The organism is Sorangium sp. So ce1036 (assembly GCF_051369805.1).
Taxonomy (GTDB): Bacteria; Myxococcota_A; Polyangia; order Polyangiales; family Polyangiaceae; genus Sorangium; species Sorangium cellulosum_F.
Window position 1 is genome coordinate 1,442,031 of sequence record NZ_JBBMOX010000001.1, and the last position, 12,711, is coordinate 1,454,741.

General features: G+C 73.7%; 12 protein-coding genes. 5 read left to right on the forward strand and 7 right to left on the reverse strand.

All coding sequences use genetic code 11. The features are described 5' to 3' along the window. The first annotated feature begins 140 nt into the window (after positions 1-140). The 3 genes from WMF31_RS05315 to WMF31_RS05325 all read left to right on the forward strand — a co-directional run bounded on the left by WMF31_RS05315 (position 141) and on the right by WMF31_RS05325 (position 3,470). Positions 141-479 (forward strand): P-II family nitrogen regulator, encoded by a 339-nt coding sequence (locus tag WMF31_RS05315; RefSeq protein ID WP_129353074.1) that lies wholly within the window; start codon positions 141-143, stop codon positions 477-479. 159 nt (positions 480-638) lie between these two features. Then, on the forward strand, positions 639-2,051 hold the full coding sequence (glnA, locus tag WMF31_RS05320; protein WP_436600887.1) for a type I glutamate--ammonia ligase: 1,413 nt from the start codon (positions 639-641) through the stop codon (positions 2,049-2,051). A gap of 336 nt (positions 2,052-2,387) precedes the next feature. Next, positions 2,388-3,470 (forward strand): serine/threonine-protein kinase, encoded by a 1,083-nt coding sequence (locus tag WMF31_RS05325; RefSeq protein WP_436600888.1) that lies wholly within the window; start codon positions 2,388-2,390, stop codon positions 3,468-3,470. A 1-nt stretch (position 3,471) separates the two neighbouring features. Here WMF31_RS05325 and WMF31_RS05330 read toward each other — a convergent pair whose 3' ends face one another. Together WMF31_RS05330 and WMF31_RS05335 are read right to left on the reverse strand one after the other, a co-directional pair. Next, positions 3,472-5,325: a permease gene (locus tag WMF31_RS05330; protein WP_436600889.1), complete on the reverse strand. Its 1,854-nt coding sequence runs from the start codon at positions 5,323-5,325 to the stop codon at positions 3,472-3,474. A 137-nt stretch (positions 5,326-5,462) separates the two neighbouring features. Further along, the gene (locus tag WMF31_RS05335) at positions 5,463-5,915 is read right to left on the reverse strand and encodes a Fur family transcriptional regulator (RefSeq protein WP_436600890.1); all 453 of its coding nucleotides are present in this window, start codon (positions 5,913-5,915) and stop codon (positions 5,463-5,465) included. A 509-nt stretch (positions 5,916-6,424) separates the two neighbouring features. Here WMF31_RS05335 and WMF31_RS05340 point away from each other — a divergent pair. Together WMF31_RS05340 and WMF31_RS05345 are read left to right on the forward strand one after the other, a co-directional pair. Next, positions 6,425-6,640, forward strand: coding sequence for a hypothetical protein (locus tag WMF31_RS05340; protein WP_436600891.1), 216 nt, complete (start codon positions 6,425-6,427; stop codon positions 6,638-6,640). Between the two features lie 55 nt (positions 6,641-6,695). Next, on the forward strand, positions 6,696-7,580 hold the full coding sequence (locus WMF31_RS05345) for a zinc metalloprotease (RefSeq protein ID WP_436600892.1): 885 nt from the start codon (positions 6,696-6,698) through the stop codon (positions 7,578-7,580). A gap of 129 nt (positions 7,581-7,709) precedes the next feature. Here WMF31_RS05345 and WMF31_RS05350 read toward each other — a convergent pair whose 3' ends face one another. The 5 genes from WMF31_RS05350 to WMF31_RS05370 form a co-directional block, all read right to left on the reverse strand. After that, on the reverse strand, positions 7,710-8,477 hold the full coding sequence (locus WMF31_RS05350; protein ID WP_436600893.1) for a hypothetical protein: 768 nt from the start codon (positions 8,475-8,477) through the stop codon (positions 7,710-7,712). 241 nt (positions 8,478-8,718) lie between these two features. Continuing rightward, complete coding sequence (locus WMF31_RS05355; protein ID WP_436600894.1) at positions 8,719-9,561, reverse strand: CPBP family glutamic-type intramembrane protease; 843 nt, start codon at positions 9,559-9,561, stop codon at positions 8,719-8,721. Continuing rightward, the gene (locus tag WMF31_RS05360) at positions 9,543-10,691 is read right to left on the reverse strand and encodes a peptidase MA family metallohydrolase (protein ID WP_436600895.1); all 1,149 of its coding nucleotides are present in this window, start codon (positions 10,689-10,691) and stop codon (positions 9,543-9,545) included. The genes WMF31_RS05355 and WMF31_RS05360 overlap by 19 nt, the downstream gene beginning before the upstream one ends. Beyond that, positions 10,688-11,626, reverse strand: a complete 939-nt coding sequence (locus WMF31_RS05365) for a hypothetical protein (protein ID WP_436600896.1) — start codon at positions 11,624-11,626, stop codon at positions 10,688-10,690. The genes WMF31_RS05360 and WMF31_RS05365 overlap by 4 nt, the downstream gene beginning before the upstream one ends. A gap of 59 nt (positions 11,627-11,685) precedes the next feature. After that, complete coding sequence (locus WMF31_RS05370) at positions 11,686-12,678, reverse strand: NAD-dependent epimerase/dehydratase family protein (RefSeq protein ID WP_436600897.1); 993 nt, start codon at positions 12,676-12,678, stop codon at positions 11,686-11,688. Between the last annotated feature and the right edge of the window lie 33 nt (positions 12,679-12,711).

A 12,711-nucleotide genomic window follows, 5' to 3' on the forward strand; every position in this document is an offset into this window, starting at 1 on the left:
AGGCCGGGCGGCGCCCGGCACATCGACGGGAGGCCGCCGGGAGGCGTCCCCCTTCCACCGGCTCTGCTCCGGCGGGGCTTTTCGGGTGAGCGTCCGGGTTTTCCATGCCGGCGGGCACCCGGTCACCACAGGCGTGCGCAATGAAAAAGGTCGAGGCGATCATCAAGCCGTTCAAGCTCGACGAGGTCAAGGACGCCCTCGCCGAGGTCGGGATTCAGGGCATGACGGTGACCGAGGTAAAGGGCTTCGGTCGGACCGGCGGCAAGAAAGAGGTCTATCGGGGGTCGGCGTATGTCGTCGACTTCGTCCCGAAGGTGAAGGTCGACATCGTCGTGCCGGACAGCCTGGTCAGCGATGTGATCGACGCCATCGAGAAGAGCGCCAAGACGGGCCGGATCGGCGACGGGAAGATCTTCGTCGTCCCCGTCGAGGAGGCGGTCCGGATCCGCACGGGGGAGCGCGGCGAGGACGCCATCTAGGCGCGCCGCGGGGGAGAGCGTCACGGGGCATTCGCGGCGGGCCGCACGGATCGGGACTCGAGGAGCGAGCCACGCGTCACGAGAGCACGGCCGCGCGCGGTTGGGTCAGCAGGCAGCGAGAGCAGCGAGTCAGCGAGTCAGCGAGAGGTAGAGAAGATCATGAAGCCGAAAGATGTCGTCGCGTTTGCGAAAGAAAACGACGTAAAATTTGTCGATCTCAAGTTCATCGATCTGCCCGGCATCTGGCAGCACACGACGATCCCGGTGTCCCGCCTGAACGAGGACCTCTTCGAGGAGGGGATCGGCTTTGACGGCTCGTCGGTGCGCGGGTGGCAGCCCATCAACGCGAGCGACATGCTGATGACGCCCGAGGCGTCGACGGCGAAGATCGACCCCTTCCACGCGCAGAAGACGCTCAGCATGATCTGCAAGATCAGCGACCCCGTGACCGGTCAGCCCTACGGTCGCGACCCTCGCTACATCGCGCAGAAGGCGGAGAACCACCTCCGCGCGAGCGGCATCGCGGACACGACCTACTTCGGCCCCGAGGCCGAGTTCTTCATCTTCGACTCGGTCCGCTACGAGAGCAGCCCGCGCGGCGCCTTCTACGAGATCGACAGCGAGGAGGCGATCTGGAACTCCGGCAAGGCCGGCCCGAACCTCGGGCACAAAGTCCGGCAGAAGGAGGGGTACTTCCCCGTCGCGCCGACCGACACGCTCGGCGATCTGCGCGCGGACATGATGTCCACGCTGATCGACTCGGGCATCACGGTCGAGGTCGGCCACCACGAGGTGGCGTCGGCCGGGCAGTGCGAGATCGGCATCAAGTTCTCGACGCTGACCTCGATGGCCGACAACCTCATGTGGTTCAAGTACGTCATCAAGAACGTCGCCCGCAAGCACGGCAAGTCGGTGACGTTCATGCCGAAGCCGCTCTTCGGCGACAACGGCAGCGGCATGCACTGCCACCAGTCGCTCTGGAAGGAGGGCAAGCCGCTCTTCGCGGGCGACGGGTACGGGGGCCTCTCCGACACCGGCCTCTGGTACATCGGCGGCATCCTGAAGCACGCGAAGGCGATCGCCGCGCTCACCAACCCGACGACGAACAGCTACCGCCGGCTCGTCCCGGGCTACGAGGCGCCCGTGAACCTCGCGTACTCGAGCCGCAACCGCTCGGCCTCGATCCGCATCCCGCTGGCGCCCGGCAACAGCCCGAAGAGCCGCCGCATCGAGATCCGCTTCCCGGACGCGAGCTGCAATCCGTACCTCGCCTTCGCGGCCATGATGATGGCCGGCCTCGACGGCATCCAGAACCGGATCGACCCGGGCGACCCGCTCGACAAGGACATCTACGCGCTCTCGCCCGAGGAGCTGAAGGAAGTGCCGCACATGCCGGGCTCGCTCGACGAGGCGCTCACCGCCCTCGAGCGCGACCACGAGTTCCTGCTCCGCGGCGACGTCTTCACGCGCGACATCATCAAGACCTGGATCGACTTCAAGCGCGAGCGTGAGGTCGACGCGATCCGGCTGCGCCCCGTCCCGCACGAGTTCTTCCTCTACTACGACGTCTGATCCGGCCGGCCCCTGGCCTCGTTGCCGGGGCAGGAGAATCTTGCGTCGTAACCCGCTCTCGCTGCGCTCCTCCCGCTTCTCTCATTCTCGCCGCGCGCCCCCCGGGCTAGGATGACCCCTCGGGGGGACCTCCCGCCTCATGGCACCTCCGCGTCCGCTCCGACGGGCACGGCGGGAGCGTGGCGGCCGCCGCGCCCCTCGCCCTGCGGTGACCCGCTCCCGGACGGCACAACGCGCCGCGATACCGCTCGCCTCTCCGTCGGGTTATCCTCCGCCCCCGTCTCGGGCCGGGTCGGGGGTGAGGACCCTCGTCCCCAGAGACACCTCGGCGCAGCAGTGAACCCCGGCGATCTCATCCAGTCTCGTTACCGGCTCGTGAAGCTCCTCGGCGCAGGGGCCAGCGGGTCGGTCTGGGCTGCGAAGAACGAGCTCATCGATCGCGACGTGGCGCTCAAGGTGATGCGCCCCGACGTGGCCAAGGACGCCGTCGCGCTCCAGCGCTTCTTCAACGAGGCGAGGGCGAGCGGGCGCGTGCGGAGCCCCAGCATCGTCGAGATCCTCGACCTCGGCCAGGCGGAGGACGGATCCCCCTTCCTCGTGTTCGAGCTGCTCGTCGGCGAGGGGCTCGACGAGTGGCTGCGGCGCGAGCGCACCATCGAGCCGGAGACGCTGGTCGAGCTCTTCATCGGGCTCGCGCAGGCGCTCGACATGGCCCACCAGCAGGGGATCATCCACCGCGACCTGAAGCCCGCGAACCTGTACGTGCACCGCAACCACCAGGGCCAGCTCATCGGGAAGATCCTCGACTTCGGGATCAGCAAGGTGCTGGAGAAGGAGCATAGCTTCACGTTGACCCGGACCGGCTGCGTCGTCGGCTCGCCCGCCTACATGTCGCCCGAGCAGGCCGCGGGGCGGGAGGACCTGGACGGCCGCACCGACCTCTGGTCGCTGGGCGTCGTCATGTACGAGGCGCTGACCGGCACGCTCCCGCACCAGGCGCCGAACTACAACGCGCTCATGGTCCGCATCCTGAGCATGGATTGCGATCCGATCGCGGCGCGCAGGCCGGGGCTCCCGCCGCGCCTCTGCCAGATCGTCGACGCGTGCCTCAAGCGCGAGCGCGACGAGCGGATCGCCTCGGCGGGCGTCCTCGCCAAGGAGCTCGAGGCCGTGCTCCGCGAGCTCCGCGCCGCGCGCTTTCGAGGGCAGAACGGGCGGCGCGCCTCGGACATGGGCGCGGGCGGCTCGCTCGGCCTCGCGCCGGCGAGCGCCGCGGTGCGGGGCGGCTCCGCCGGGGTGTTGAGCCGGCTCCTCCGGCGAGGCAGGCGGCTGCCGCCGGTCACGCTCCTCGCGGCGGGGGTCGGGCTCGCGTTCTGGGTGACGTTGCTCGTGCTGATCGGCAGGTACTGGACCCGCTGAATCACACCGGCGCGCCGTGCGTGACGCACCGGCGTCCGTGCGCGCCGCGCTCGTGCGCGCCGAGCCCGTGAAGGCCGTGCTCGTGAGGGCCGTGCTCGCGCGGCGCTGCGGGATCCTCGCCATGGTCGCCCATGTTGCCGAACCATGCGCGGGGCCCGAGCCTCGCCAGGCTCGAGAGCAGGAGCGCGCCGAGCGCCGCCGCGCAGAGCCATTCGAGCGGCGCGTGCTCGCGCGCCAGGAGCCCGTGGAGCTCCGGGACCGCTGCGCCGGGGACGAGGGCGTTCGCGATGAGGCCGAGCGCGATCCCGAAGGCCACGCTGGAGAGCGCGAAGGCGGCGGCGACGCGCGCGCCGAGCGCTCGCCTCAGCCCGGCGAGCACCGCGAGGTTCCCCGCCGGGCCCACGACGAGGAACGCGAGCGCCGCGCCGACCGTGAACCCCTTGTGGATCATCACCGCAGCGAGCGGCGCCGCGCCCGGGGCGCACACGTGGACGGGCACCGCCACGATCGCGCTCACGAGGACGTCGACCGGCGCGCCGAGCGCGCTCGCCGCGGCCGGCGCGATCGTCGCCTCGACGACGGCGGCGAGCACCAGGCCGACCAGGTACCACGCGGCCACATGGTCGAGCGCCGGCCCGATGGCCTCGGCGACGGCCTCGCGGAGCCGCGCCCGCGGCGCCGCGGCGGCGTCCGGGGCAGCGCCCGGCGCGCCGACCGCGCTCGCCGCGGCGGCGTCCGGCGCGCCGGCCACCCGGGCGACGAGGACCGCGACCGCCACGGCGACGAGCGCGCCTCCGGCGACGCGCATCGCGGCGAGCGGCGAGCCGAGCAGCCGCAGCGAGAGCAGCGCGCCGCCGACGTCGAGCGCCGGCGCGGCGACGGCGAGGGCGACGACCGCGGCGAGCGGCGCGCCCGCGCGCAGCGGCCGCCCGAGGAGCGGCAGGACGCCCCGCGAGCGGCGGGGCAGCGGCTGCGCGAACACCACGCCCCGGGCAGCCTGGGAGAGCGTCGAGCCGCCGCGCAGCCACCCGATCGCGCGGCGCGGGAGGAACGCGCGCAAGAGCCCCGCCGCGGCGAGCCCGGCGAGCAGGGAGGGCGCCGTCTCGACGAACAGCGGGCCGAGCGACTCGGCGATCGACAGCTCGCGCGGATGTGCGCGCGTGAAGAAGCTCTCGGGGCTCGGGAGCGCCAGCGCGACGCCGAGCCCGGCGACGAACGCGGCCGCGCTCGCCGCCCGCGCCGCCCGGCTCCGAGGGGGCGGCTCGTGCGCGTGGACCACGATCCGCAGGAGGACCCCCAGGCCGAACGCGATGAACACCTCGAACACGTCGTGGGGGAGGTCCTCGAGCAGGCGCTGGCCGAGCAGGGCGCCGAGCGCCGTGAGCGCGCCGAGGAGCCCGAGGCGGGCGGCGAGCTGCCGCCACCCCCAGGCGGGCAGGAAGCGCGCGGCGAGCGACAGCCCCTCGGGCAGCCGATGCACGACGACGGCGACCGCGAAGAGCCACCCGGTCGCGTCGCCCTCGGCCGAGGCCAGCGCGAGCGCGGCGCCGTCGAGCAGCCCGTGGGCGGCGAGCGCCGAGAACGCGACCTCCCGCCCTGCGGCCTCGCCCGCGCCGCGCCGCCGGTGCTCGGTGAGCCAGAGCGCCGCGTAGCCGAGCGCGGCCCAGAGGACCGCCTGCGCCCCGATCTCCTCGACCGCGTGCGGCAGGTGGCGCGAGAGGACGAGGGCGGGGACCAGGCCGAGCGTCAGCCCGTCGAGCGCGGACGCCGGCAGCGCCCCGCGCCGGCCGAGCGCCACGAGGAAGGGCCCCACGGCGAGGCCGGCGATCGACAGGGCGACGACGAGCGCGAGCATGAGCGGGGGGCTATGCCCGACCCACGGGCCCTAATCAACATCAACTTGATGTTGCAATCAAGATGCATGCAGACGCCGGCGGTGGCCTCGTTTGGGGGGCGCGTCCTCGGGCGCTCGGGCCGCGCCCTGGCCGCGGCTCAGGCCTGCACGCAGCGGTCGCAGCGGCCCTTGATCTGGATCTGGAGGCCCTTGCGGCGCAGCGCGCGCGGCGCGCCCCGAGCGGCCTTGATCTCGATGCTCTCGTCAGGGAGGCAGAGGACGTCCCCGCACGCCTCGCACATGAAGTGCGGGTGCTCGTCCGTCGCGTGGCTGCCGGCGCTCTCGCGCAGCTCGAAGCGCCAGAGGTGGTCGCCCATGTCGGTGCGGCGCACGAGCCCCGCGTTGGTCAGATCGATCAGGTTCCGGTAGATGGTGGCGCGGTCCCACCCCTTGGGGGCGAGCTCGGCCGCGAGCTCGGCGTGGCTGATGGGCGTCCGCGAGCGGCCCAGGCTCTGCAGCACGGCGATGCGCGGCGAGGTGGCCCGCAAGCCCGCCGCCCGGATCTGCTCGCGGAGCTGCTCCGCAGACTGACCTGCTTTTGAACGCGCCATGCAAGACATCTACCGTCGCGCGCACGGTACTGCAATCGGGATGCGCCGAGCTCGCCGCGCGCACGACGCCCGGGCAAGCCGCGCCACGGCGGTGAGGTCGCCCGGCCATCGCCGAGGTCGCCGCCCGTGCGCCCGCGCGCGCGGCGCGGTGCGCGGGGCGCTGCCTCGGGCTCGCGGGCCTGGAGATCTCGACTCCGTCGGCGCGACCGCAACCGCGTGGACGTGCGGAGTGCGGATCTGCGGGAGGCGGGATTCAGTCCAATTACGTGATAGACGGCGATTTGGGACACATCGTGTGCCTGCATTCGAGCGCGGACCAAACTGCACAGGCCAGGCGGATGAGCGGCGCACTTTCATGAAGGCTGCGCCGATCCTGGGTGATCCCTTCGGAGCTCCAGGCGCGAAGCGCGCGAGCGCGCAGCCGCCCCGGGCGCTGCGTGGTCGCGAATCGAGGTGGCTCCGGCCAGCCCCGATGCTCGCCGCGCGCTCCATTATGGAGCGGCCGCTCCATGTTGGAGCAGTCGTGGAATCCGCCGCGCATCGCCTTGCGCCGCGTCATCCGGCGCGCCCCCGAGATCGATCAGCACCTGCAAGGTGATGGATATAGCCAAGACGGCCAAGATGTGGAATCTCACCTTGTCACCCCCGGGCGGATCCGGTCTTTTCGAATTGAACTGTTTGTCTTCGAGGCGATATATTCCCACGTCCTTTGCGGGGTCGTCTGAACCAAGGAGAATGTGTATGCGAGATCGGACGCGTGCGGATGTATCGGCCTTAGTCTTGATCGCTACCTTGAGCGCCACCGCGTGCAGCAGCGACCCCTCGGCTCCCGCGGAGGAAGGGACGGTCGTCGCCGACGTCGATCCCGAGCAGCAGGTGGAGGCGGCCCCCGCTCCCCTGCGGCGCGGCTGCGCGACCGTCGAGCCGGACGAGGCGGCGAGGGCGGCGATCGATGGGGTGCTGCGCGACCGGGCGGCGGCCGGGTTCACCGCGGGCCAGGCGGTCGAGATCCCCGTGCACTTCCACGTGATCAACAAAGGCCAGGGCCTCGCGAACGGCGACGTGACGGACGCGATGATCGCGGACCAGATCCAGGTGCTCAACGATGCTTACGCGAGCACCGGCTTCAGCTTCACCCTGGTCTCGGTCGACCGGACGACCAACGCGACCTGGTACACGATGTCGCTGGGCTCCAGCGCCGAGCGGCAAGCCAAGAAGGCGCTGCGCGTCGGTGGGGCCGACCACCTCAATCTCTACTCGGCCAACCCCGGCGGCGGTCTGCTCGGCTGGGCGACGTTCCCGTGGGACGCCCAGCGCTACGTGGACGAGGACGGCGTCGTCCTGCTCTATTCCACGTTGCCCGGCGGCTACGCGGCGCCTTACAACGAGGGGGATACGGGGACGCACGAGGTCGGGCACTGGCTCGGCCTGTTCCACACGTTCCAGGACGGCTGCCGCAAGAGCGGGGACTCGGTCGACGATACCCCGGCCGAGAGGAGCCCCGCGTACGGCTGCCCCGTCGGCAGGAATACGTGCCGCGATCAGGGGACGACTCAGTACGATCCGATCGAGAATTTCATGGATTACACCGATGACAGCTGCATGGATACGTTCACTCCAGGGCAGAGCAAGCGGATGATGGACGCCTGGCTGGCGTATCGTTGATGGCTGACGGGGGGGCCGCTGGAGGCCGACGGGAGATCGTCGGCCCGCCCGCGGGCGGCCGGTCGATCGGCCGCTCGCCGGCGGTTCCGCGCCGCTCGCCGGCGGCTCAGCGCGTCGCGCGGCGCTCGATCACGTCGATTTGACCTGGGCCCGGCGCTCGAAGCTCCGGTCCTCGATCAGGCGGGACACGGGCCGCGGTCGCGGCGGGGCCGCGCTCGCGTCGTCCCCCTCGCCCTGCGCGACGCGCTCCTTGCGGCGCGTGCCGGCCTGGACGCCGAAATACACCCCGAGGAACGTCACGACGCCCCACGCGAGCAGGCCGGCGGCGACGAGGCCGGTCTGTCGCGAGGCGTCGCTCCCGAGCTGGGCCATCTCCTCCATCGGCGTCGACAGCTTGCTCACGTCCCTCATCGGCTCGCGCAGCGTCGCGACCTGCTCCATCGGCTGCTTCAGGCCGGCGACGTCTCGCATCGGGGCGCCCAGCGCAGCGACGTCTCGCATCGGGGCGTTCAGCGCGGCGACGTCCTGGAGCGGGCCCCGGATGCCCACGAGGCTCTCGTTCATCTCGGCGAGCGTGGCCTCCATCTGGGCCAGGCGATTCATCGACCGCTCGAGGCTCTCGGTCTGCCGCAGGCTCTGCTGCATCGCGTCCATCGACGACTTGAGCTCGGCCAGCCGCTCCATCGCCTCCTGCATCCCGGCCACCCTCTCCATCGGCTCGCGCAGAGCCGCGACGCGATCGAGGCTCCCCTGCGACGCGCGCAGCGCCTCATTCGACTCCTCGATCGCCCCGCGCGTGCGCTTCATCGCCTCCGTGGTCGCCTGGATGGAGCGCGTGTTCGTCTCGATCATCGTCGCCATGCCGCAGCCGGTCGACGCAAGAAAAAGCAGCGTCACCGGCGCAATCTGACGGACTCTTCGCCAATGCATTCCAGATACGTGGCCTCTCGTCGGCGGCGCGTCAATGTGGGATTGACGCGGTGCGCTGGAATATGACATACCCGTGTCCTGGGGGTGAGGTGATGTGGGATACGGCGCGTGTTGACCTGCTGCGATCCACGGCGGGTGCTCGCACCGCGAGGTGAACGCTCGGCGTCGGTTCAGCGAATCTTGTCGTCGCCGATCGAGCGACCCGGCGTCACGGAGCGCGCTGGGGCAGTGCGCGGGGACGGAACGGGGCGGCGCGCAGGACGAGCGCGGCGAGGGCCGCGAGCGTGGCCGCCGCTACCCAGGCCGGGCCGCCGAGGGCGCGCGCGCCTGCGGTGAGCGCGCCCTCGATCCACGTGACGTCGAGCAACGCCCCGCGCAGGCCCGCGCCCGCGAGCAGGTTGAAGACCGCGTGGGCGGAGATCGCGGCGAACGCGCCCCCGGAGCGCCGCCAGAGCGCCGCGGTGAGCGCGCCCAGCGCGGTGGTCATCGCGAAGCTCGCGGCGGTCGCGTCCGGCGTGAGCCCGAGGGCGGCGCCGTGCGCGAGGGCGGAGAAGGCGAGGGCGAAGCGGCTCGGCAGGCCGGCGCGGGCGGCCGTGGCGAACGGGATGCCCGTGAGCAGGAGCTCGTCGCGCACGGCGAAGGCGACGGCGCGCACGAGGGCGAAGCCGGAGCTCAACGAGGGCTCGCCGCCCTCGACGCTCGCCCAGCCGAGGACCACGGAGGCGCCGAGCGTGAGCAGCACCGCGAGCGCGCCCAGCGCGGCGCCGAGGCCGACGCGGCGGAGCGCGCGCGCGAGGTGGCCCGGCGCGGCCTCTTCGAGCGGGTCGCTCCACCGCACCCCGGCCCGCGCCGCGACGAGGTCGGCGAGGACGGCGCCCGCGAGCGCCGCCGCGAGCGGGCTCGAGCCGAGGAGCACCGAAAGGAACTCCAGGACCGCGGCGAGGCCGACCAGCCAGGCGGCGCCGACGGCGAGCTCGAGTAGCCGGCGCCGCGCGCCGGGGCGGTCGGACCGGGGGGGGTCGCCCTCCCTGTTCAGTGAAGCGTGTGCCACTGGCCGTTGTGCTCCACCTTGGGTACGTCCGTGTCGCCGTCGCCCTCGGCGCGCTGGCGGGCGCCGAGGGTCGCCACGAGCTGGGCCGTGGACGCGCGCGCGGGCCGGGAGCGCAGCTCCGGCGCGGCGCGGGGCCGCCGGCGCGGCGCGGGGAGCGGCCGCGATCTCCGGGCGCGGAGCCGCTGCACCGCGAGCCCGCCCCCGACGAGCAGGCCGGCCAGGAGCAGCGCGCCCGCGAGCACCGGCAGGAAGCCGTAGCGGCGCGCCACGTCGGCGCGCCACGCGAGCTCCAGCTCGGCGCTCGTCGACGCGTAGGAGGCCTCGAGCGCGGCCGCGAACGGCGCGCCGGCGCGGAGCTGATCCAGGGCGCGCGCGAAGCTCGCCCTCCGGTCGCCCTCGAGGAGGAAGCGGATGACGTCGGACGCCTGCGCGCCGGCGATCGAGGTCGTCGTCTCCCGGGCGCCTGTGAGGCTCGCCTCGAGGTCGGCGAGCGGGACGAGGCGCGACCGGAGCGCGGCGACGCACAGCCGCTGCGCGCGCAGGACGGCGCCGTCGCCCGCCGCGTGGACCGCGAACCCCTCGTGGACCCAGCGCGGGAGCGCGGCGCCGCCCGTCGCCTCGTCGAGGGCGAGGTGCGCGAGCTGGTGACGGAGGGCGCGATCGAGGTCGGGGGCAGCGAGGCCGAGCCGCGGGGTTGCGCTCAGGACGGCGAGCCGCAGCGCGCCGAACGAGACGGCGGTCGCGGGGCGGCCGAGCCCGCCGGGGACCAGGTGATCGAGCTCGGCGGGGATGTCCGCGATCCGGACCTTCACCGGGGCGGCCAGCACCTCGCGGCCGAGCAGGGCGCGGAGCTCGGCGCGGAGCGCGTCGGCGCGGGCGATCAGGGGGCGGACGCGGTCGCGGGTCGACGGGTGGTAGGCGAACTCGATCCAGCCGAGATCCTCGATCTGGTACTCGGGCGGGGGCGGCGGGACGGCGAGCTCTGCGGCGCCCCCGAGCGCCGCGGCCGGCGCGTCATAGACGCGGGGAGCACCTCCGGCGAGCCCGGGCGAGGCGACGATCGCGAGGCACAGGAGCGCCGCGAGGCGCCTCGCCAGGGCCGCCGGGCGGTGCCGGAAGCAGCGCATCATGGTGCGATCCGACCTCGCAGGTGCACGGTCTCGCCGTCGCTGTCGCCCGTCTGGGCGAGCACCAGCACCGCGAGCCCCGTCGCGACGACCCCCGCGAGCGGCCCCCAGAACCAGGGGGAGCTCCACGGGCTCCTTCGCTCGGAGGAGGTCCGGTCCACCGGCGCCGACGGCGCCGTCGTGCCGGCGGCGAGCGGGCGCACCGGGCCGCGCTGCGGCGCGGTCGCGCCGGGCGGCGGACCGGCCGCGTCACCGGGGAGCAGCGCGCGGATCGCCGCGCTCGCGCCGGGCCACGCGAAGGCCGCCGGGGCAGGGGGGGCCGCGCCGTCGGGGGCGCGCCGGACCGTCGCGCCGAGCTCGATCGGCGCATAGCCGGCGCCCGCGACCCGGAGCACCCGGGCCACGGGGCGACCCTGCGCCGTGGTCACCGAGACGACGAGCGCCGCGCCCGCGCTCGCGCCCAGCGACGCGAGCAGGCCGCGCGCGATCGGCTCGGACTCGGCGCGCCCGGCCGAGCGGCGCACCTCGGCGAGCTCCCTCACGGAGGCCGGCGCGTCCGGCCGCGGATCCTCGCCGGCGAGCGCCTGCGCCGCCGCCTCGTCGATGGGCGGGCGGAGCGCGGGATCTCGGTAGAGCGCGCGCGCGAGCGCGCGGGCTGCCTCGGCGCTCTCGTCGTCCGCCGCCACCACGACGGCGCCGCGCAGCGCCGCCCGGCTCGCGGCGGCGCGCGGCGCCTCTGCAGCCCCGGGGCCGCCCGGGGCCGCCGCCGCGGGGGCGCCCGGGGCCGCCGCCGCGGGGCCGCCCGGGGCCGCCGCCGCGGGGCCGCCCGGGGCCGCCGCCGCGGGGCCGCCCGGCGGCGCGTCGGCCCGCGCGGTCGCGCTCGCCAGGCCGAGCGCCATGGCGATCAGGCCTGGGGCAGCGGACGAACGGCTGGACATGCGGTTACGGTACGGAGGCGGCGGGCGAGCGTCAAACGGCGCACGGCGCGGCCTCGCCGTCAGAGCCAGCCGTGTTCGCGGTACCACGCGACCGCGCGGCGCGTCCCCTCGGCCCAGCCCACCTCGGGCCGAAAGCCGAGCTCCCGCCGCGCCTCGCTCGAGTCGCAGACCCAGTGCGGCGCGGCGAGCTCGTTCAGCTTGTCGCGCGTCAGCATCACGGCCTTGCCGGTGAGGCGGCCCAGGCCCTCGCTCGCGAGCGCGGCGCCGCGCATGAGCGAGAACGGCACGCCGACCCGGACGAACGCCCGCGCGCCGAGCGCCGCCTCCACGTCCGCCAGCATGTCGCGCCAGACATACACGCGGCCGTCGTCGATGAAATAGGCGCGGCCGCTCGGCGTGTCGCGCTCGAGCGCCCGGATGCACGCGGCGGCCGCGTCGGTTGCGTAGATGACGCTCAGCGTGTTCCTGCCGTCGCCGAGCATCGGGAGGAAGCGGCGCGAGACGCTCTGGAAGAACGCGAACGACTCCTGATCGCGCGGGCCGTAGATCATCGGGGGGCGCAGCACGATCACGGGCAACGCGTCCTTCTCGGCGAGCACCAGCCGCTCCGCCTCGAGCTTCGAGCGCCCGTACCGCGTCACCGGCGAGGGGCGCGCGTCGGGCGCGACGGGGCGCCCGTCGGGGCTCGGGCCGATGGCGGCGAGGCTCGAGACGAACACGAAGCGCTTCACCGAGGGCGCGGCCTTCGCCGCCTCGAGCATGTTCCGCGTGCCCTCGACGTTGACCCGGAAGAACTCCGCCTCGTCGCGCGCCTTGACCAGCCCGGCCGAGTGCACGATCGCGTCGACGCCCTCCGTGTCGACCACCGCGCGGCGGACGCTCTCCGCGTCCTCGACGGCGCCGTACACGAGCTCGACGCCGCGCAGCGACGCCAGGAACCTCGTGTTGGACGAGCGCCGCACGAGGGCGACGACGCCGTGCCCCTGCTGCACGAGCTGCTCGGCGACGTGCGAGCCGAGGAACCCGCTCGCGCCCGTGACCAGCACCCTCATCGATCCGCTTCCTCCTTGCGCTCTGCTATCCCA

Excerpts from the sequence above, each read along its gene's own strand:
- WMF31_RS05315 (WP_129353074.1), top strand. The coding sequence starts at position 141 with ATGAAAAAGGTCGAGGCGATCATCAAGCCGTTCAAGCTCGACGAGGTC.
- glnA (WP_436600887.1), top strand. The coding sequence starts at position 639 with ATGAAGCCGAAAGATGTCGTCGCGTTTGCGAAAGAAAACGACGTAAAA.
- WMF31_RS05330 (WP_436600889.1), bottom strand. The coding sequence starts at position 5,325 with ATGCTCGCGCTCGTCGTCGCCCTGTCGATCGCCGGCCTCGCCGTGGGG.
- WMF31_RS05335 (WP_436600890.1), bottom strand. The coding sequence starts at position 5,915 with ATGGCGCGTTCAAAAGCAGGTCAGTCTGCGGAGCAGCTCCGCGAGCAG.
- WMF31_RS05340 (WP_436600891.1), top strand. The coding sequence starts at position 6,425 with ATGTTGGAGCAGTCGTGGAATCCGCCGCGCATCGCCTTGCGCCGCGTC.
- WMF31_RS05360 (WP_436600895.1), bottom strand. The coding sequence starts at position 10,691 with ATGATGCGCTGCTTCCGGCACCGCCCGGCGGCCCTGGCGAGGCGCCTC.
- WMF31_RS05365 (WP_436600896.1), bottom strand. The coding sequence starts at position 11,626 with ATGTCCAGCCGTTCGTCCGCTGCCCCAGGCCTGATCGCCATGGCGCTC.
- WMF31_RS05370 (WP_436600897.1), bottom strand. The coding sequence starts at position 12,678 with ATGAGGGTGCTGGTCACGGGCGCGAGCGGGTTCCTCGGCTCGCACGTC.